The organism is Aeromonas sp. s3 (assembly GCF_040907805.1).
Lineage (GTDB): Bacteria > Pseudomonadota > Gammaproteobacteria > Enterobacterales > Aeromonadaceae > Aeromonas > Aeromonas dhakensis.
Map to the genome: position 1 here is coordinate 145552 of NZ_JBFOCQ010000013.1, position 18474 is coordinate 164025.

The following is an 18474-nucleotide window of genomic DNA, read 5'->3' on the forward strand; positions in this document are numbered from 1 at the left end:
ACAGACCTGAACTCTGTTTCAAATAAGGCGCTCCAGCCGCCCTGGTACGGGTCAGAACCTTTGCCAGCGTCATCAAACTCGTAATAAAGTAGAGCTGGAATCAAATTATAAAAGAGCAAAGGAGACGTGCTATGGCTGATAAGATAGCCACCCTACATCTGCCCGGCAAAGACCCGGTAGAACTCCCGATCCTGTCAGGAACTGTCGGACCTGACGTGATCGATGTCAGAAAGCTGGGCGCGCAAGGGTACTTCACCTTCGACCCCGGCTTTATGGCCACCGGTTCTTGCAAATCATCCATCACTTACATCGATGGCGATCAGGGTGTCTTGCTGCACCGTGGTTACCCCATCGCCCAGTTGGCAACCCAGGCCAGCTACCTCGAAGTCTGCTACATCCTGCTGTACGGCGAGGCGCCCACCAAGGCGCAATACACGGAATTCGAACGTCTGGTCACCCGCCACACCATGGTGCATGAGCAGATCGCCTTCTTCTTCCGCGGCTTCCGCCGCGACGCTCACCCCATGGCCGTCATGTGCGGCGTGGTCAGCGCGCTTTCCGCCTTCTATCACGATGCCCTCGACATCAACAACGAAGAGCACCGCGAGATCTGCGCCTTCCGTCTGCTCTCCAAGATGCCGACCCTGGCCGCCATGTGCTACAAGTACTCCATCGGCCAGCCGTTCATGCAGCCGCGCAATGCCCTCTCCTATGCCGGCAACTTCCTGCACATGATGTTTGGCGTGCCGACCGAAGAGTACAAGGTCAACCCCATCGTCGAACGCGCCATGGACCGCATCTTTACCCTGCATGCGGATCACGAGCAGAATGCCTCCACCTCTACCGTGCGTCTGGCTGGCTCTTCCGGTGCCAACCCGTTTGCCTGTATCGCCGCGGGGATCGCCTCCCTGTGGGGACCGGCCCACGGTGGTGCCAACGAAGCCTGCCTCAAGATGCTCGAGGAGATCGGCTCCGTGGATCGCATCCCCGAGTACATCGGCCGCGCCAAAGACAAGAACGATCCGTTCCGTCTGATGGGCTTCGGTCACCGGGTCTACAAGAACCACGACCCCCGTGCCACCGTGATGCGCGAAACCTGTCATGAAGTACTGACCGAGCTGCAGATCAAGGATCCGCTGCTGGACGTGGCCATGGAGCTGGAGCGCATCGCGCTGTCCGACCCCTACTTCATCGAGAAGAAGCTCTACCCGAACGTGGACTTCTACTCCGGCATCATCATGAAGGCCATCGGCATCCCCATGTCCATGTTCACTGTGATCTTCGCCATCTCCCGTACCATCGGCTGGATTGCCCACTGGAACGAAATGCACTCGGATCCGGATCAGAAGATTGGCCGTCCGCGCCAGCTCTACACCGGTCAGCCACAGCGCGAGTTCACCCCGCTCGACCAGCGTTGAGTCACGGGTATCGGATATTTTGTTACAAAGGCGGTCATTGACCGCCTTTTCATTTGCCGCTCTAATGCCCCCCTTTTAGCCAAGGAGTCCATCATGAGACCATTATTCATCAGCGCCGGCGCCGCCCTGCTGCTCAGCGCCTGCCAGAGCGCCCCTGCCCCGACCGCCGGCGAGACCCTCTACGTCAACAGTCAGCTGGTGCACTGCGTCGGTGTCGGCCCCATGCAGTGCATGCAGGTGCGCAGCGACGAGCAGCAGCCCTGGACCCTGTTTTATCAGCAGATTGAAGGCTTCCAGTTCGAGCCCGGCTACCGCTACCAGCTGAGCGTCAGCAAGGAGCAGCTCACCGATGTGCCGGCAGATGCCCCTTCCCTGCGCTACCAGCTCATCAAGGTCGTCAGCAAACAGGCGGCGCGCTGATCAAAAAAGGCATCATTTGAAGATGCCTGTTCAGTTGGTGACCCGCTTCTGGTAGGCTGGCTGACGCATTCACTATTTAATCAGCGTTTTCGGGCAGCCATGCCCTGTCATTATGATCAAGATCCGCACGACCCGGGCCAACGACTGGCCCGCCATCATGGCCATTCAGGACGAGTGTTATCACCAGCTGGATCCTGAACCCATCGACGTCATGAGCAACAAGGCCGAACTGGCGCCCGACTGCTGCTGGGTCGCCGAATATCAGGGCCAGGTGCTGGGTTACCTGCTATGCCACCCCTGGCGCGCCCACCAGCCACCGCCCCTCTCCGTGTCCATGCAACGCCTGGCCGGCAACGACGAGTTCTATCTGCACGATCTCGCCGTCTCCAGACAGGCTCGCGGCAAGGGGATCGGCCAGCGGCTGCTCGCTACCGCCCTCGCGTTTGCCACCGACGAAGGGTTCGAGCACGCCGGTCTGGTGGCGGTACAGGATGCGCCGGCCTTCTGGCGCAAGCAGGGGTTCAAGCCTGCCAACACCCAGAAATCCCTGGCCGAATACGGCGAGGGCGCCACCTACATGCGACTGCCGCTGCAGGCGCGGGCCTGACGAACACCCAATAAAAAAGGCGCCTTGCGGCGCCTTTTTTGCAACTCATGGTTGACTCATCAAGCCTTGAACTTGCTGAACACCAGGGAGGCGTTGGTACCGCCAAAGCCGAAGCTGTTGGACATGACGGTGTTGAGCTCAGCCTCTTCGTACTCGCGCACGATGGGCAGACCTTCAGCCTTCTCGTCCAGGGTCTCGATGTTGATGCTGGGGGCGATGAAGCCGTGTTCCATCATCAGCAGGGAGTAGACAGCCTCATGCACGCCGGCGGCGCCCAGCGCATGGCCGGTCATCGCCTTGGTGGCAGAGATCTTGGGACCGTTGGCACCAAACAGGGTCTGGATAGCTTCCAGCTCTTTGGTATCACCGACCGGGGTGGAGGTGCCGTGGGTGTTGATGTAGTCAACCTTGCCAACACCTTGCATCGCCATCTTCATGCAGCGCACCGCGCCTTCACCGCTCGGGGCGACCATGTCGTAACCGTCGGAAGTGGCGCCGTAGCCGGTCAGCTCGGCATAGATGTGAGCACCACGAGCCAGCGCGTGCTCCAGCTCTTCGATCACCAGGATGCCGCCGCCACCGGAGATGACGAAACCATCGCGGTTCGCATCATAGGTACGGGACGCCTTTTCCGGCGTGTCGTTGTATTTGGTAGACAGCGCGCCCATGGCGTCAAACTGGATGGTAGAAGACCAGTCCAGCTCTTCACCGCCACCGGCGAAGACCACATCCTGTTTGCCAAGCTGGATCAGCTCCATGGCGTGACCGATGCAGTGAGCAGAGGTCGCACAGGCGGAGCTGATGGAGTAGTTTACGCCCTTGATCTGGAACGGGGTGGCCAGGCAGGCAGAGGTGGTGGAAGACATGGTGCGCGGCACCATGTAGGGACCCACACGCTTGACCCCTTTCTCGCGAGCGATGTCCACAGACTCGGAGGTGTTCTTGCCGGAAGCACCACCCGAACCGACCACCAGGCCGGTACGCTCGTTGGAGACCTGGTCTTCCGCCAGGCCGGCATCTTCAATGGCCTGCTGCATGGAGAGGTAGGCGTAGGCCGCGGCGTCACCCATGAAACGCATGACTTTACGGTCGATCAGTTCAGACGGATCGAGTTTGATGTTACCCCAGACACGGCTGCGCAGGTTGTGCTGCTCGAACTGCTCGGAATAGGTGATGCCAGATTTGCCTGCTTTCAGGGAGGCCAGCACTTCTTCCTTGTTGTTGCCGATACTGGAGATGACGCCGATACCGGTGATCACTGCTCTTCTCATTAATTCATCTCGTCTGGAAAAACTGGCACCGAGTCTACCCGCTTTCGGCTGCCAAACTGGTCTGCTTTCACGTAGAATGCCCGCGATTTTGTGACGCGAGCCGAGGAAAACGTGAGTCAAACATCCTTACATCATGCCCGATTGGACTGGAATGAAGCGGGAACTCCAGTCTCCAGTGAGTTCGGGGATGTGTACTTTTCCAATGATAACGGTCTAAGTGAAACCCGCTACGTCTTTTTGCAGCAAAATCGGCTGCCAGCGCGATTTTCGCACCACGATAGTGACATTTTCGTGATAGGTGAGACAGGTTTCGGCACAGGTCTTAACTTTCTGGCGACAATGGCCGCCTTTCTGGAACAGGCGCCCCAAGCCGGCAACGGTTCCCGGCTGCACTTCATCAGTTTCGAAAAGTACCCGCTCACCCAGGCCGATCTGCGCAAGGCGCTGGCGGCCTGGCCCGAGCTTGCCCACCTGAGCCAGGATCTGATTGCCCAGTGGCCGCTGCCGGTCAGCGGCTGTCATCGCCTCATCTTTGCCGGCGGCCGCATCCGGCTCGATCTCTGGCTTGGCGACATCAAGGAGATGCTGCCCCAGGTACCCCACCCGGCAACGGGGCTGGTGGATGCCTGGTATCTGGATGGCTTCTCGCCGGCCAAGAACCCCGAAATGTGGACCCAGGATCTGTTCGATGGGCTCGCCCGTCTCGCCCGCCCCCAGGCGACCATCGCCACCTTTACCTGCGCCGGTTTCGTGCGCCGCGGCCTGATTGCCGCCGGCTTTGCCATGCAGAAGGTGAAAGGGCACGGCAGCAAGCGGGAAATGCTGGCAGGCGAGCGCGCAGACAAGCTGCCGCAGCAGACCATAGCCCCCTGCTATGCCAGACCCGCCGGCCGTGAGGGGGAGGTGCTGATCATCGGCGGTGGCATCGCCTCGGCCATGACGGCGCTCTCGCTGGTGGAGCGGGGCCGCAAGGTCACCCTCTTGTGCCAGGATGACGAGCCGGCCGGCGGCGCCTCCGGCAATCGCCAGGGGGCGCTCTATCCGCTGCTCAACGGTGAGCACGATGCACTGTCGCGCTTCTATTCGCTGGCCTTCGGCTTTGCCAGAAGTCGACTGCTGGCCCTGGCCGAGCGCCATCCCGTCGCCTTTTCCCTGTGCGGCGTCACCCAGCTCGGTTATGACGACAAGTCCACCGCCAAGCTGACCAAGATGGCGCAAGGCCCCTTCCCGCCCGAGCTGATGCAGGTGCTTTCCGAGCCAGAGGTCGAGCAGGTGGTCGGCCTGCCTTGCGGCCACGGCGGCGTCAGCTATCCGCAGGGGGGCTGGCTCTGCCCGGCCGATCTCACCCGCGCCGCCATCAAGGAGGCGCAGGCCGGCGGGCTACTTGAGGTGCTCTTCAATACCCGGGTCGCTACCGTGACCGAACAGGCGGATGGCTGGCAAATCGAAAGCTGTGACGGGCGCCGCTGGCAGAGCCCCACCCTGGTGGTGGCCGCCGGACACCAGTTGCCGGCGCTCATCCCCTTTGCCGAGTTGCCGCTCTATCCGGTGCGCGGCCAGGTGAGCCATGTGCCCACCTCCGCCAGCCTGAGCCGGCTCAATACCGTGCTCTGTTATGACGGCTACCTCACCCCAGCCAACGAAGGCCAACACTGCATCGGCGCCAGCTATGGCCGCAACCAGACCGAGCTCGCGTTTCGCGCCGAGGAGCAGACCCAGAACCGGGCGCGCCTGCAGACCTGCCTGCCGCAGCAGCGCTGGCCTGCCGAGGTGGACGTGAGGGGCAACCAGGCCCGGGTCGGCGTGCGCAGTGCCAGCCGGGATCATCTGCCGGTGGCGGGGCCGGTCGCCAGACTGGCGGCGCTGGCGGATCACAATCTGAAGGCGCCCGTTGATCAGCAGAGTCCATTGCCCCTCTACCCCGGTCTCTATGTGCTGGGGGCGCTCGGCTCACGGGGTCTCTGCTCGGCCCCCCTTTGCGGCGAGCTGCTCGCCAGCGAGATCTGCGGCGATCCGCTGCCGCTGGCCGCCGATCTGCTGGAGGCGCTCCATCCGGCCCGCTACTGGGTACGCAAGCTGCTCAAGGGCAAGCCGTTGCAGTAAGCCTCAGATGCTCAGCTGAAGGCTCGGCAAGGCACAACAACAAAACGGGCTCCCTTGGGGAGCCCGTTTTTCATGGATGGTATGTGGCGTCAGATGCCCTTAGGCCAGTTGAGCCCCAGCTTGCGGCCATGGTCAGTCTGCTGCTGCAACTGGGCAAAACGCTCGCGCAAGCTGGCCAGCCCCCCCTGCCCACGCTGCCAGGCCTGATACTGCAGGGCGGCACAGTCACGCTCCACCGGCAGCTGGGCCAGCTGGATGCCGAGCTGGCTCACGCTCTCCAGCAAGATGTCCTTGTGGCGGCTCTCGTAATCGAACATGGCGGCCACCAGCTTGTCCCACTTCTGGCGTTCGGCGACGGAGGCCTTGGCCTTGTCCATCCAGTTCGGCACCATCACCTTGATGCGGGTGGTGACCTTGACCTGCTCCAGCTCGCAGCGCTGCGCCCCGGGGCTGGTCTGCAACTGCCAGGAGAGTTGATAGCTGGCCATGCCGATGTGGCCATTGGCCCGGGCTGTGCCCGCATTGGTCATCTGGCGGGCCAGGCTCGCCACATCCGGCCCGGAAACCCGATAAAACTGGAAGTCTACCTTGATGTCAGGCACCGCCTTGATGCCGGTGTAATGGGAACTCTCGGCCCCTGCGGTGGCGGCGAACAACATCAGTGCCACCATGAAAAGTCTGCTGACCATTCCCATCTCTGCTGCTTTGACCTCGTTGCTGGCGGGGTTGTTATTTTAATTAATAATCAACGCATTAATATCCAAAGCAGGAGATTAACCGCGATCCCCGCGACTGTCACCTACTCCCGTCACAAAGCCTAAGTGTCAGCTTGACAAGTCGCAACCCCGCGCCCGTATTGATTTGCAAGCGAGATCACAAGTGATGCGCTACATCATGGTGGGTTACCCCTTATTGGATAATAATCGCCGAGTTTTATGTCGATGCATTTCGGGATTGGCCAGATTAACCTCCAAGTTGACGCCAATAATGCATCCACTCCCATTCGTACTCAGGAACTCACTCTATGATGGAACTCCTTATTGGTACCCTGGTCACTCTTGCCGTGGGCCGCTACATCTTCAAGGGCTACTCGGCCACCGGGGTGCTGCTCAGCGGCGGCCTGCTGCTGCTGGCGATCACCGCCCTGATGGGCAAGGCGGTGCTGCCCACCAGCGTCACCTCCACCGGGCACGTGGCCACCGACGTGTTCGAATACGTGCGCTTCCTGCTGGTGGACCGGGGCGGCGGCCTTGGCATGCTGATCATGGTGCTGTGCGGCTTCGCCGGCTACATGAGCCACATAGGGGCCAACACCATTTTGGTGAAGCTTGCGAGCAAGCCGCTCGGCGTCATCAAGTCCCCCTATATCCTGCTGGTAGCCGCCTACCTGGTGGCCTGCGCCATGTCGCTGGCGGTAAGCTCCGCCACCGGCCTTGGCGTGCTCTTGATGGCCACCCTGTTCCCGCTGATGGTCAACATGGGGATCTCCCGCGGCGCCGCGGCGGCGGTGTGCGCCTCGCCGGCCGCCATCATCCTGGCCCCCACCTCGGGGGACGTGGTGATGGCCGCCCAAGCCGCCAACATGGAGCTCATCGAGTTTGCCTTCAAGCTGACCCTGCCTATCTCGCTGGTGGCCATCGCCGCCATGGCGGTGACCCACTTCTTCTGGCAACGCTATCTGGATCAGAAGGCCGGCGAGCACAACGCCGCCGTCGCCCCGAGCGATCTCATCACCGACGCGCCCAGCTTCTACGCCATCCTGCCCTTCACCCCCATCATCGGGGTGCTGCTGTTTGACGGCAAACTGGGGCCCAAGCTCGACATCGTCACCATCATCGTCATCTGCCTGGTGCTAGCCGCCCTGCTGGAGCTGGTACGCAAGCGCAACGGCAAAGAGCTGCTGGACGGGCTGCAGGTGTGCTGGCGCAGCATGGCCGATGCCTTCGCCGGCGTGGTAATGCTGCTGGTGGGGGCCGGGGTGTTTGCCCAGGGGCTGATGGGGCTCGGCTTCATCGCCAACCTCCTGGATCTGGCCCAGAGCTTTGGTACCGGCGGCATCGTCATCATGCTGGTGCTGGTGGTCATCACCACCTTGGCCGCCTTTACCACGGGCTCCGGCAACGCCCCCTTCTACGCCTTCGTGGAGCTTATTCCCCATCTGGCCACCAGCCTCGGCGTCAACCCGGCCTATCTGGTGATCCCCATGCTGCAGGCCTCCAACCTGGGCCGCACCATCTCGCCGGTCTCCGGCGTGGTGGTCGCCTGTGCGGGGATGGGCAATCTCTCTCCGTTCGAGGTGGTCAAACGTACCTCGCTGCCGGTGGCCGTCGGCCTGCTGGTGGTGATCCTCGCCACCCAGATCATGGTGCCTGCCTAAAGGTGCCGGGGCGCCCTGAGCGGATGCCCCGCCTCTCCCCGCTCTGCCAGCCCGGCCTGCCGCCGGGCTGGTATCTCCCCCCGCCATTGGAGTAGACTCGGTGCTCTTTTTTCTCTAAGGAGGACCGAGATGAGTATTACGGTTCAACTTGCCCATTTCAGTGACTGCCACTCCCATTTCGATGGCGCCCCCATGCGCTTCGCCCCCGCAGGCGAGTCCGAGTGGCGCACCCAGTGCGGCGGCTATGCCCGTATCCTGACCCGGCTCAACGCCCTGCGCCGGCAGGCGGACGAGGCGGGCCAGCCCTGCCTGTTTCTGCACGGTGGCGACACCTTCCAGGGCTCGCTCTATTTCAACCGCTTCAAGGGGCGGGCCAACGCCGATCTGCTGAGCCTGCTGCGACCGGACGCCATGGTGATCGGCAATCACGAGTTCGATCTGGGCAACGGTCCTCTGGTGGAGTTCCTGCGCCAGCTCGATTTTCCGGTGCTGGCCGCCAACCTCGACAGCAGCCAGGAGCCGGCCGATACCCCACTCCCCCTGCGCGGCCTGCCCAATCTGTACGATGCCAGCCGCCCCTGGCAGCGGCGCCTGCTCGGCGGCGTGCCCTTCGCCCTGCTTGGCATCACCTTGCCGCAGATGGCCGCCATCGCCAACCCGGATGGCCACACCCGCTTCCACGGCATCGAGCAGACCCTGCAAGCCGCGCTGGCAGAGATCAAGGCCGCCGGCATTCAGCACATCATCCTGCTCAGCCACCTGGGGCTCGAGCAGGACAAACGGCTGGCCGAGCGTTTCCCCGAGCTCAGCCTCATCATCGGCGGCCACACCCACAGCCTGCTGGGGGAGCTGGCGCCGCTAGGGCTCGACAGCGAAGGCAGCTACCCGCTGATGGTGAACGGGGTGGCCGTCCTGCACGCCGCCCACAGCGCCCTCTGCCTCGGGGTGTGCGAGCTGACCTTTGACCAGCGCGGCCGGGTAGAGCGCAGCCGCGGCCAGCTGGAGTGGCTGCCCTGGCAGCCCTGGCCCTTTGCCGGCAATCCGCCGGCCGGGCTCACCTTCTGCGACCCCGATCCCGAACTGGAACAGCATCTGGCCAGGCGCTACCGGCCCGAGCTGGAGACCATGACCCAGCGCATCGTGACCCGCCTTGACGAGCCGCTGCACCACCAGCGGCTGCCCGATGCCAACCTGCCGACCGGCAGCCAGGTCGCCCCCCTGGTGGCGAGCGCCATGCTGGCCAGCGCCCGCGAGCAGGTCGGTCAGGTGGACTTTGCCCTGCACAACGCCGGCGGGGTGCGCTGCTCCCTCGAACCCGGGCCGCTCAGCGAAGCGGACATCGCCGGTCGCCTGCTGCCCTTCGCCATTCCGCTCACCCTCTATCGGGTGCACGGTCATGAATTGGCCGAAGCACTGGAGGGGGCCATCGACAACGCCACCAACAACGGCGTGACGGGCAATGGCAGCGGCAGCTTCCCCTACACCGCCGGAGTGCGCTTCTGTTATCAGGCGGATCAGCCCAAGGGGCGCCGGATCACCCGGCTGGAGTGGGAGCGTGCGCCTGATGAGTGGCAAGCGGTCGACGCCGACGCCATCTATCGGGGGGTCTCCAGCGCCTACACCGCCTCCGGCAAGGAGGGCTACACAGCGCTGGCCCGCACCCTGACCCAGCACAATCAGGAGCTCGGCATCACCCTGGCGGATGCCTTCATCCGCTGGGCCCGCTATCTGCCGGCGCTCACCGCCATGCCGGCGCGGGTGGAGTATCAGGGGCCGACCGCCGGCTGATCCCCCGCCAGCCGGGGCGAAAGCCGGACTCGGCTTCGCCCTTTGTCCCCGTACGCCATAAAACGTGCCGCTTTCTTGTCGTAAAGCGGCACTTTTGCAAATTATTTCAAGCACATTCCCCTGGCCCATTGCATCGTGTGGTCAGGCTCGGCAAGATAGGCCCGCTTTCGAGACTTCCCAGCAGGAACAGGTCACCCATGAATCATGCCATCCGTTTTACTCCTCCTCGCGTCAATCCGGGCCTGCGGCCGCTGGTGATCCTGCTCACCGGTTTGCTGGCCTTGCTGTTCTCCCTGCGCAACCCGCTGTTCCACGGCATGGCGCCGGGCTTCGACGCCTCGCTGTTTGCCGTGATGGGCAAGATGTGGAGCGAGGGGGGCGTGCTCTATCGGGACATGATCGACATCAAGGGCCCCATGATCTTCGCCCTCGATGCCTTCGGCTACGGCCTCGGCGGCTTCTTCGGGATCTGGCTGCTGGAATGGGCGCTCTGCTGGCTGGGGCTGATGGCCAGCTGGCAGGCCTTCGGCCAGCTCGGCCTCTCATTGCGGGCCCGGCTCGGCAGCATGCTGGCGGTACTGGCGCTCTACGGCACCCGCTACTACTACGGCAACATGACCGAGGACTGGACCTTCCATCTCGCCCTCATCGCCCAGTGGGCCTTCATCACCATGCTGCTGGACAAGCGCTGCAGCTGGAGACCGGCGCTGGTGGCCGCGCTCACCTTTGCCATCGTCGCCTGGATGCGCACCAACAACGGCGCCTTCTGGGGTGCCTGGTATCTGGTGCTGTTCTGCCACTGGTGCCTGCGCGAGCAGTGGCGCTGCGCCCTCTCCCTGCTCTGCTCCAGCCTGCTGGGGCTGGCGCTCGTCGGCGGTCCGCTGCTGGCCTATTTCCAGCACCACAACCTGCTGGCCGAATTCAAATACTACGCCTTCGACATCTTCTTCGAGGGGAGCTATGGCAACGGCTTCTCGCCGGATGTGGGCAGCGTCGGCCTGCTGCGTACCGGCCTCATCATGCTGCTGCCCGCCTTCATCGTGCTGATGATGAGCCGGCGTCAGGAGTGGTACCTGCCGGTGCTGTGCGCCACCCTGTTTGGGGTCATCTTCACCCTGATCGCCAACTCGGTCTCCGGCCACGTGTTCGATCACTACGACGTGCTCTATCTGCAGCTGTCCCTGCTGCCGCTGGCCTGCCTGCTGGATCGCAGCGAGCAGCAAGCCGATGCCCTCGGTCTGCTCTGCATCTCGCTGGTGGTGCTGACCGCCAGCTGGCTGCTGGCCCAGCAGCTGGGCTACGGCTGGAGCACCAAGGAGTGGTCACTGGAACGGGTACGTGAAGTGCTCGGCAACAGCCTGCTGTGGGCACTGCCGGTGCTCATTCTGGTGCCCCTGTGGCGCGCCTGGGATGTGCGCAGTGCCACCCCCTGGCTCGCTTCGCTGGCCATGCTGGCCCTGCTGCTCAACAACGCCTGGGAAGGCAGCCAGAAAGGCCGGCCCTTCAACCCGCCGGCCCAGGTACGGGTCGACCGGATCCTGGCCGAGACCACCCCTGCCGACAAGATCTGGGTGGATGGCATCCAGCCGCAATATTACCTCTGGACCGATCGCCAGCCGGCCTCCGCCTACCTCTTCTTCGCCAACGTCAACCCGCCCTATGACGTGCGTGAGCGGGTGCTGGCCGACCTCAAACGCCAGAGCCCCAAGTTCATCATCGCCAAGCCGGATCGGGTGGCCGATGAGCTCAAGAAGCCGAGCTCCCCCTCCAGCCTCGCCTTCTATCAATATCTGGTGAGCCAGTATGAAGAGGTGGAGCCGGGTCTCTATCGCAGGCGCTGAGCCCCCTTGAGCGAACAGGGCCGTCATCCCGCGATGACGGCCCTTTTCATTGCGCCAACGCAGGCAAGACCCGAAACGGTAGGCAAGCGGCGACGCGCTGACTACAATGGCGCTCTTTTGATGTATTGAGTAATGCAGACATGGCGGAACTGACCTATCTCGGTGGCTACCCCGAGCCCCTCAAGGCCCAGGTGCAACAGCTGATCGCGGCGGGCAAGCTGGGGGAGGTGCTGGCCAGGCGCTATCCTGAGACCCACCTCATCCAGAGCGACAAGGCGCTGCTCGCCTACACCATGGAGCTGAAGAACCGCTACCTGAAAAGCTCGGCGCCGCTTTCCAAGGTGATCTTCGACGGCAAGATCAACGTGATCAAGGATGCCCTCGGTCTGCACACCTATGTGAGCCGGGTGCAAGGCAGCAAGCTCAAGGCAAAGAACGAGATCCGCATCGCCGCCCTGTTCAAGGAGGCCCACCCGGCCTTCCTGAAGATGATCGTGGTGCACGAGCTGGCCCACCTGAAAGAGAAGGATCACAACAAGAGCTTCTATCAGCTCTGTCAGCATATGGAGCCGGACTATCATCAACTGGAGTTTGATCTGAGGCTCTGGCTCACCTGGCGCGATCTCGAGCGTGCCGCACGCTGACCCATCGCAGGTTTCAAGGAGGAGACATGATCCCGTTGCGCCGACCACTTGCCCGCTGGTTGATGACGGCACTCTTGCTGAGCCCTTCCCTCTCGGCGGCCGAACGCTGGCAGAGCGATGCCTATCTCACCGCAAGCTTCTTTGAGATCGCCATGAAGCGGGAGTATGGCCACGAACAGAACGTGCGCTTCTCGCGCTGGGAGCAGCCCATCCGGCTCAAGCTGGTCAACGAGTTTGGCGACAAGGCGCTGCAAAGCGAGGTGGTCAGGGTGCAGAGCCAGCATCTGGCCGGCATCATAGGCCGCCCCATCGCCCTGGTCAGCGAGCGACCCAACATCACCCTGATCATGACCGAGCGCGCCAAGATGGCGAGCTGGGCCCAGCGCACCATGGGGCAGGATGCCTCCGTCAAGACGGCGCTCAAGGAGGGGCTCTGCATGGCCAACTTCACCACCAATACCCGCCGCGAGATGGCCCGCGCCACCATCATCATTCCGGTGGATTACAGCCGGGCCAAGGGGCGCTTCCTCGACTGCGTGGTGGAGGAGCTCACTCAGGTGATGGGGCTGCCCAACGATTCGGACAAGGTGTTTCCCTCCATCTTCAACGACAACAGTATCGACAGTTTTCCGACCGGGCTCGATTACGTGCTGCTCAAGCTCGCCTATCACCCGGCCCTGCAGGCCGGCATGACGGCCAGCGAAGTGCGCGCCGCCCTGCCCATCGCCCTCAAGGCGCTGCGGACCAGCGGTGACATTGCCCAGGCCGATCAGCGGGTACAGGTCAACAGCCTCAAACGCTGGGCCGGGCTCTAACACTTGCTGCCAGTTCTGAGTTTTGAGGATTAAGGGCAGAGAGCACGACAAGCACGGGCTCCATCCCGCGAAAACAAAAAACGCAGCCATGGCCGCGTTTTTTCTGTCTATCCAATTTTCATATGCTCGACGCCCGCCCCGCCTGGCTCAGGAGGCTGCACTCTCTGGCATCCAGCTGTCGGCGTTCTCCCACACCTCCTGCACCATGGCTTCCGCCAGCTCCTTCTCTTCCTTGCTGGCCCGGCTGACGGTCAACGCCATGGCACTGCCGGGGGCGACGCGAACATGCAGGTCGGGGAATTTCTCGCCCAGCTGCTTGAGCAGCTCCTGGCGCAGCGCCTCCATGGTCGAGGTGGGCACCTGATGTTTCTTGTCGATGATGATTTCCAGACGCATAGGATACTTCTCCATAATTTTTACTGTATTTTTATACAGTAAAAATCAAAAGTAAAGAGGGCGCCAGCGGCTGACCAAAAACTCTTTCCTGCAAGACCTTCTCCCCTGATACATTTGGCTGCCTAATCAAGCGGTCAACCGAGCAAACGACGCAACGCGGCAACTTCATTCTCCTCGCTCAACCCTGATGCCGTGCAAAAAGTTGTTGATATTGATTCTCAACGGAGGCATGATTTTGTTGTTATAACATAACAATCAATCACACAGAGCGAACCATCATGCGTCCAGACATTCACCCCGAGTACCGTCAGGTTCTGTTTCACGACCTGACCGCCAACACCTATTTTCTGGTGGGTTCCACCCTCAAGACCGATCGCACCAAGCTGTGGGAAGACGGCAACACCTACCCCTATGTGACGCTGGATGTCTCCAGTGCGTCACACCCCTTCTATACCGGCAAGCAGAAGCAGGTCAGCAAGGAGGGTCAGGTCGCCCGCTTCGGCCAGCGTTTCGGTCAGTTCTTCAACAAAGGAAAAGCCCAGTCATGAAAGTCCTCTCCTCCCTCAAATCAGCCAAGTCGCGCCACCCCGATTGCCAGATTGTCCGCCGACGCGGCAAGCTGTTCGTGATCTGCAAGAGCAACCCCAGATTCAAGGCCCGTCAGCGCTGATCCGCAGCCTCATAAGAACAAGGCCCTCATGCGAGGGCCTTGTCCATTTATCACTGCGGCATCACGCCGAATCTGCCACTGTTGAAGTCATCGATGGCCTGCACTATCTCCTCATGGCTGTTCATCACGAAGGGGCCGTACCCCACGATAGGCTCCTCAATGGGCTCGCCGCTCAGCAGCAACACAGTGGCGTCGCTGTTTGCCTCGATCAGCACCTGCTGCCCCGCTTTCTCTAACACCACCATCTGCGCCTCCCGGACGATGGCACTGCCGTTGACCTGCACGGTCCCTTTGAGCACGATAAGCGCGCCGGTCCAGCCTTCGGGCAACTCGAGTGTGCTGACGCTGCCCTGCACCAGGCGCAGATCCCAGACATGCAGCGGACTGAAGGTATGGGCCGGACCACGGACCCCCTCAAACTCGCCAGCGATAACCCGTACCGATCCCGCGTCGTCGGCAAGCGCCACCGTCGGAATGTCGCGCGCCAGGATGGGTTGGTAACCGGGCAGCGTCATCTTGTGCCGGCTCGGCAGATTCACCCACAGCTGCACCATCTCGAGCTCACCGCCCGACTCGCTGAACGCCGGGGCGTGAAATTCCTCGTGCAGGATACCGGCGCCGGCGGTCATCCACTGCACGTCACCCGGGCCTATCACGCCGCCCCGACCGGTCGAATCCCGGTGCGCCACTTCGCCCTTGTAGACGATGGTCACCGTCTCGAAACCGCGGTGGGGATGTTCACCCACCCCGCGTGGCCGCCTGGTCGGCATGAAGTTGGCCGGACCGGCATAGTCGAGCAGCAAGAAGGGGCTCAGCTGCTTGCCGTGGCTGCTGTAGGAGAAGAGGGAGCGGACGGGAAAGCCGTCGCCTACCCAGTGAGGACGGGGGGCGCTGTAAACACCGAGGATCTTTTTCATCTGTCGCTCCTGACATATCCGGTGGAATTGAACACTGGAGACAGCATAGTTTCGAGACGAACAGGTGGGTAGACTGCTAAATTAGGCATCAGCGTCCTATTTTTGGAACGATGAGAGCACTCTATGCAGGATCTGAACGATCTCTACTACTTCGTCCAGGTGGTGGATCACGGCGGTTTTGCCCCCGCTGGCCGCGCCATCGGCATGCCCAAATCCCGCCTCAGCCGCCGGATAGCACAGCTTGAAGCTCGGCTCGGCGTGCGGCTGCTCCAACGCTCGACCCGCCAGTTTGCGGTGACCGAGCTGGGCCGTACCTATTACGAACACTGCAAGGGGATGCTGGTGGAGGCCGAGGCGGCGCAGGCTGCCATCGAGATGACCCGAACCGAGCCCTGTGGTCTCATCCGCATGAGCTGCCCCATCGCCCTGCTGCACACCCATATCGGCCCCATGCTGGCGGATTTCATGGCCCGTCACCCGCAGATCAGAGTCGAGCTGGAAGGGACCAATCGGCGGGTCGACCCCATCGCCGAAGGAGTCGATGTGGCGATCCGGGTCAGACCGCCACCGCTGCAGGACAGCGAACTGGTGATCCGGACACTGGCGCAGCGTCGCCAGTGCCTGGTGGCCAGCCCGGCACTGATAGCACAACGGGGCTTGCCCGCCGCGCCGGCGGATCTGCACGGCTGGCCCAGCATGGGGCTGGGAGCGCCACGGCAGCACTATATCTGGTCGCTGTTCGGGCCGCAGGGGGCCCATGTCGAGCTCGCCCACCAACCCCGTTTCGTCACCACCGACATGGTGGCCCTGCGCAGTGCCGCGCTGGCCGGTATCGGCGTGGTGCAGTTGCCGCTGTTGATGGTGCGGGAGCAGCTCGATGCCGGCACCCTGATCAAGGTGGTGCCCGCCTGGGAGCCAAAGCCCGAACTCATCCACGCTGCGTTCCCCTCCCGGCGCGGCCTGCTCCCCTCTGTACGGGCGCTGATCGACTATCTGGTGGCTCGATTCGCCGCCATCGACGAGGAGTAACCTGCCGTGCCCGGCCGCGATCGCCAGGCCGGGCATCCATCCTCGATGTCCGGCACACTGGCGGGCGCGGCCAGAAGAAACCGTTGAGACATGCCTTTGTCTTAGAAGATCATGGCATTGCTCATCTCACCGGGCTGGCCAACCTGCCGCGGCCAATAAACAGCCAACCACGACGACTGCCCTTCGCTCTGCCTGCGCTATGGTTTACCATGCAGGCAACCGAGGTGCATGGCACCCCCACCCAGGCGCCAGACGCCGCCGTCATCGGATATCCCTCTCGAGCAACATGAGCAAAACAGCACACGCCGGCAGCGAGCCGACCTTCTACTTCCACGTTTTGCAATATGTCTTTTTTAATGACCTGATTTATAAAGGTTTATGGCTCTAACGCTGATGAGAGTGGTACACAATTGGGACGTGGTGAAATTTGAGGGGCATTGCTACAGATAGTAACACTCTTCGACTGAGCAACTTAACCGGCAGGATTTCATCCGTTTTTGCCATAATAAAGCCAAGCCAGACCTGTCCAGTTGTTTCATATTTGAAACACCACATGCAGAAGTTCGTGGACATAAACTGCAGAAGTTCATTTTCCTGTTATATTTAAATCACTTGCTGAAAAATTCAAACAACCTCACTCTAGCCGGAAAGGCTCCCCCATGTAGAAAGCACCCACCAGCAGACCATAAACAAGCCGCACTCGCTCATCCCTGCCCAGCAGCACACCGAGTAGCACTTCGCCGCTTGCCAAATCGTCACCATGCCAGAAACATCCAGCCAGCTGGCATGGCCCAGCTGATTGCGTGACTTGCGCCGCCAGCGCCCGCTGTTCCATCACGCTTACCGTGAGTCCATCCAGCTTGGCTGACGACGGCCCCCTCTCCCCGCAGTAACTTGTCTAGCAGTAACGCCAACAGGCGAAATACATCCTGATCTTCAAAGCGGGCAGCCTCCCCCAGCAAATCGGCTGCACCGGTCATCAGTTGCTCACGCCCCAAATAGATGGGCCGTGACGTGCGATCCATCCGATGTTGCTCGACATGGATAGCCAATGCCGTCACCACCGCCAGTGGTGAAGTCTCACCCTCTTCGTGACACGCGCCTTTGGCAAGCAGACAGGTCAGCTCCCTAGCTCGCTCGGCTGACAGCAGGTAATAGATCCCCCTGATCAGGGACATGGCCGCCTGACCTGATAACAGTCTTGAGTTCATAGCGCCTCAGTGACGATCCCGTTTGAAGTGGGTGGTTTTATGACCGACGGTGACAACCTCACCGTCTTGCAGGACCAGATAGTGACGGCGCAGACGCTGGCAACATTCCGCTGGCAATCCACATCCGGCTTGCAGCATAGTCAATCCTTTGCGGTCGAGATAAACCAGCTCGCGCCCCTGGTGATAAGCAGAACGCCCGATGCTCAGCAGCAGCTCCACCAGCTCGGGAGAATACCGCGCTGCTGCATCCGACACGCGGCGTGATGGCTGTATGCACTGTCCAGCTTACCGTTCATGACATGGTCATTTGGCGCTCATTTCGATGGACTCATTATATGTAGCCTGTACACTCATGCCGATACTGGTTACATATGTATGGAGATGGTATTCACCTGACAGTTGCCCACAAAAGGGAGTGGTCATACGGCTTCAAACCGGATAACAAAACGGTACCCCTACCGTGTTATCCGGAGTCACCGTGTAGTGGTCAACTAAATCCGGACACTTGGTTAGGCCGATCTTCGGCTTTTGCTGGCGGTATCCCGTCATTGTGTTGATGTGGACGCCGCCAGTTGTAGTAATCCATCAGGTAATAACTGATATCCCGTTTCGCTTCCCGCAGGCTCATGTATCCCGTCACAGGGAGCCACTCTGACTTCAGGCTCCTGAACAACCGCTCCATCGGGGCGTTATCCCAGCAGTTACCACGACGACTCATGCTCTGGGTCATGCGATAGCGCCACAGCCGTTGCCGAAATGCCCGGCTGCCATATTGGCTGCCCTGGTCGGAGTGAAACAGCACGCCTGATGGGCAACCTCGTTGCTGATAGGCCATCTCGAGCGCTTTTACTGCCAGCTCTGCATCGGGCTTGTCAGACATCGCCCAGCCCACGACCCGGCGGGCATGGAGGTCAAGCACAGCTGCCAGGTAATGCCAACGGCCACCGGTCCAGACGTAGGTGATATC

19 protein-coding genes are annotated in these 18474 nt (G+C 61.7%); 12 read left to right on the forward strand and 7 right to left on the reverse strand.

Features of this window, described 5'->3' with window-relative positions; translation table 11 throughout:
• Nucleotides 1-131: 131 nt before the first annotated feature.
• The 3 genes from AB5Y98_RS07555 (at nt 132) to AB5Y98_RS07565 (ending at nt 2445) form a co-directional block, all read left to right on the forward strand.
• Entirely contained in the window at nt 132-1418 is a 1287-nt protein-coding gene (locus tag AB5Y98_RS07555; RefSeq protein ID WP_139398324.1) for a citrate synthase, read from the forward strand.
• Between the two features lie 93 nt (nt 1419-1511).
• A complete protein-coding gene (locus tag AB5Y98_RS07560; protein ID WP_005300200.1) occupies nt 1512-1838 on the forward strand; it encodes a DUF4377 domain-containing protein in 327 nt (108 codons plus the stop codon).
• A gap of 112 nt (nt 1839-1950) precedes the next feature.
• Complete coding sequence (locus AB5Y98_RS07565) at nt 1951-2445, forward strand: GNAT family N-acetyltransferase (protein WP_139430740.1); 495 nt, start codon at nt 1951-1953, stop codon at nt 2443-2445.
• Nucleotides 2446-2504: 59 nt separating this feature from the next.
• On the opposite strand, the gene fabB is transcribed toward AB5Y98_RS07565, so the two are convergent.
• Nucleotides 2505-3716, reverse strand: a complete 1212-nt coding sequence (gene fabB / locus AB5Y98_RS07570; protein ID WP_010634180.1) for a beta-ketoacyl-ACP synthase I — start codon at nt 3714-3716, stop codon at nt 2505-2507.
• A 90-nt stretch (nt 3717-3806) separates the two neighbouring features.
• Here fabB and mnmC point away from each other — a divergent pair, with 90 nt between their 5' ends.
• Complete coding sequence (gene mnmC, locus AB5Y98_RS07575) at nt 3807-5819, forward strand: bifunctional tRNA (5-methylaminomethyl-2-thiouridine)(34)-methyltransferase MnmD/FAD-dependent 5-carboxymethylaminomethyl-2-thiouridine(34) oxidoreductase MnmC (RefSeq protein WP_368231642.1); 2013 nt, start codon at nt 3807-3809, stop codon at nt 5817-5819.
• 89 nt (nt 5820-5908) lie between these two features.
• On the opposite strand, the gene AB5Y98_RS07580 is transcribed toward mnmC, so the two are convergent.
• Nucleotides 5909-6508: a DUF922 domain-containing Zn-dependent protease gene (locus AB5Y98_RS07580; RefSeq protein WP_368231643.1), complete on the reverse strand. Its 600-nt coding sequence runs from the start codon at nt 6506-6508 to the stop codon at nt 5909-5911.
• A gap of 335 nt (nt 6509-6843) precedes the next feature.
• On the opposite strand from AB5Y98_RS07580, the gene dcuC reads away from it, so the two are divergent.
• From dcuC to AB5Y98_RS07605, 5 genes are all read left to right on the forward strand, one after another.
• Complete coding sequence (gene dcuC / locus AB5Y98_RS07585; protein WP_368231644.1) at nt 6844-8196, forward strand: anaerobic C4-dicarboxylate transporter DcuC; 1353 nt, start codon at nt 6844-6846, stop codon at nt 8194-8196.
• Between the two features lie 129 nt (nt 8197-8325).
• Nucleotides 8326-9984 (forward strand): bifunctional UDP-sugar hydrolase/5'-nucleotidase, encoded by a 1659-nt coding sequence (locus AB5Y98_RS07590; RefSeq protein WP_368231645.1) that lies wholly within the window; start codon nt 8326-8328, stop codon nt 9982-9984.
• Nucleotides 9985-10181: 197 nt separating this feature from the next.
• Nucleotides 10182-11825, forward strand: coding sequence for a hypothetical protein (locus tag AB5Y98_RS07595; RefSeq protein WP_368231646.1), 1644 nt, complete (start codon nt 10182-10184; stop codon nt 11823-11825).
• A gap of 140 nt (nt 11826-11965) precedes the next feature.
• A complete protein-coding gene (locus AB5Y98_RS07600) occupies nt 11966-12469 on the forward strand; it encodes a M48 family metallopeptidase (RefSeq protein ID WP_005300181.1) in 504 nt (167 codons plus the stop codon).
• 26 nt (nt 12470-12495) lie between these two features.
• Nucleotides 12496-13284 carry a DUF2927 domain-containing protein gene (locus tag AB5Y98_RS07605; protein ID WP_368231647.1) on the forward strand — a complete coding sequence of 263 codons (789 nt, stop codon included), beginning with the start codon at nt 12496-12498 and terminating at the stop codon, nt 13282-13284.
• A gap of 147 nt (nt 13285-13431) precedes the next feature.
• Here the strand turns inward: AB5Y98_RS07605 and AB5Y98_RS07610 are convergent, their stop codons facing one another.
• Nucleotides 13432-13680, reverse strand: a complete 249-nt coding sequence (locus AB5Y98_RS07610; RefSeq protein WP_005300177.1) for a DinI family protein — start codon at nt 13678-13680, stop codon at nt 13432-13434.
• A 278-nt stretch (nt 13681-13958) separates the two neighbouring features.
• On the opposite strand from AB5Y98_RS07610, the gene AB5Y98_RS07615 reads away from it, so the two are divergent.
• Nucleotides 13959-14228 carry a type B 50S ribosomal protein L31 gene (locus tag AB5Y98_RS07615; protein ID WP_010634187.1) on the forward strand — a complete coding sequence of 90 codons (270 nt, stop codon included), beginning with the start codon at nt 13959-13961 and terminating at the stop codon, nt 14226-14228.
• Nucleotides 14225-14350, forward strand: coding sequence for a type B 50S ribosomal protein L36 (gene ykgO / locus AB5Y98_RS07620; RefSeq protein ID WP_005300174.1), 126 nt, complete (start codon nt 14225-14227; stop codon nt 14348-14350). The genes AB5Y98_RS07615 and ykgO overlap by 4 nt, the downstream gene beginning before the upstream one ends.
• A 50-nt stretch (nt 14351-14400) precedes the next feature.
• Here the strand turns inward: ykgO and AB5Y98_RS07625 are convergent, their stop codons facing one another.
• The gene (locus AB5Y98_RS07625) at nt 14401-15267 is read right to left on the reverse strand and encodes a pirin family protein (RefSeq protein ID WP_368231648.1); all 867 of its coding nucleotides are present in this window, start codon (nt 15265-15267) and stop codon (nt 14401-14403) included.
• A gap of 123 nt (nt 15268-15390) precedes the next feature.
• Here AB5Y98_RS07625 and AB5Y98_RS07630 point away from each other — a divergent pair, with 123 nt between their 5' ends.
• Nucleotides 15391-16296 (forward strand): LysR family transcriptional regulator, encoded by a 906-nt coding sequence (locus tag AB5Y98_RS07630; RefSeq protein WP_368231649.1) that lies wholly within the window; start codon nt 15391-15393, stop codon nt 16294-16296.
• Nucleotides 16297-17051: 755 nt separating this feature from the next.
• Here AB5Y98_RS07630 and AB5Y98_RS07635 read toward each other — a convergent pair.
• From AB5Y98_RS07635 to AB5Y98_RS07645, 3 genes are all read right to left on the reverse strand, one after another.
• Nucleotides 17052-17507 carry a hypothetical protein gene (locus AB5Y98_RS07635; RefSeq protein WP_024941606.1) on the reverse strand — a complete coding sequence of 152 codons (456 nt, stop codon included), beginning with the start codon at nt 17505-17507 and terminating at the stop codon, nt 17052-17054.
• 6 nt (nt 17508-17513) lie between these two features.
• Entirely contained in the window at nt 17514-17726 is a 213-nt protein-coding gene (locus AB5Y98_RS07640; RefSeq protein ID WP_240184360.1) for a DUF4258 domain-containing protein, read from the reverse strand.
• 268 nt (nt 17727-17994) lie between these two features.
• Nucleotides 17995-18474: IS3 family transposase (locus tag AB5Y98_RS07645; RefSeq protein WP_368231650.1), on the reverse strand; the 480-nt coding region annotated here is incomplete at its 5' end.

Excerpts from the sequence above, each read along its gene's own strand:
- AB5Y98_RS07555 (WP_139398324.1), top strand. The coding sequence starts at position 132 with ATGGCTGATAAGATAGCCACCCTACATCTGCCCGGCAAAGACCCGGTA.
- AB5Y98_RS07560 (WP_005300200.1), top strand. The coding sequence starts at position 1,512 with ATGAGACCATTATTCATCAGCGCCGGCGCCGCCCTGCTGCTCAGCGCC.
- AB5Y98_RS07565 (WP_139430740.1), top strand. The coding sequence starts at position 1,951 with ATGATCAAGATCCGCACGACCCGGGCCAACGACTGGCCCGCCATCATG.
- fabB (WP_010634180.1), bottom strand. The coding sequence starts at position 3,716 with ATGAGAAGAGCAGTGATCACCGGTATCGGCGTCATCTCCAGTATCGGC.
- AB5Y98_RS07580 (WP_368231643.1), bottom strand. The coding sequence starts at position 6,508 with ATGGTCAGCAGACTTTTCATGGTGGCACTGATGTTGTTCGCCGCCACC.
- dcuC (WP_368231644.1), top strand. The coding sequence starts at position 6,844 with ATGATGGAACTCCTTATTGGTACCCTGGTCACTCTTGCCGTGGGCCGC.
- AB5Y98_RS07590 (WP_368231645.1), top strand. The coding sequence starts at position 8,326 with ATGAGTATTACGGTTCAACTTGCCCATTTCAGTGACTGCCACTCCCAT.
- AB5Y98_RS07595 (WP_368231646.1), top strand. The coding sequence starts at position 10,182 with ATGAATCATGCCATCCGTTTTACTCCTCCTCGCGTCAATCCGGGCCTG.
- AB5Y98_RS07600 (WP_005300181.1), top strand. The coding sequence starts at position 11,966 with ATGGCGGAACTGACCTATCTCGGTGGCTACCCCGAGCCCCTCAAGGCC.
- AB5Y98_RS07605 (WP_368231647.1), top strand. The coding sequence starts at position 12,496 with ATGATCCCGTTGCGCCGACCACTTGCCCGCTGGTTGATGACGGCACTC.
- AB5Y98_RS07610 (WP_005300177.1), bottom strand. The coding sequence starts at position 13,680 with ATGCGTCTGGAAATCATCATCGACAAGAAACATCAGGTGCCCACCTCG.
- AB5Y98_RS07615 (WP_010634187.1), top strand. The coding sequence starts at position 13,959 with ATGCGTCCAGACATTCACCCCGAGTACCGTCAGGTTCTGTTTCACGAC.
- ykgO (WP_005300174.1), top strand. The coding sequence starts at position 14,225 with ATGAAAGTCCTCTCCTCCCTCAAATCAGCCAAGTCGCGCCACCCCGAT.
- AB5Y98_RS07625 (WP_368231648.1), bottom strand. The coding sequence starts at position 15,267 with ATGAAAAAGATCCTCGGTGTTTACAGCGCCCCCCGTCCTCACTGGGTA.
- AB5Y98_RS07630 (WP_368231649.1), top strand. The coding sequence starts at position 15,391 with ATGCAGGATCTGAACGATCTCTACTACTTCGTCCAGGTGGTGGATCAC.
- AB5Y98_RS07635 (WP_024941606.1), bottom strand. The coding sequence starts at position 17,507 with ATGAACTCAAGACTGTTATCAGGTCAGGCGGCCATGTCCCTGATCAGG.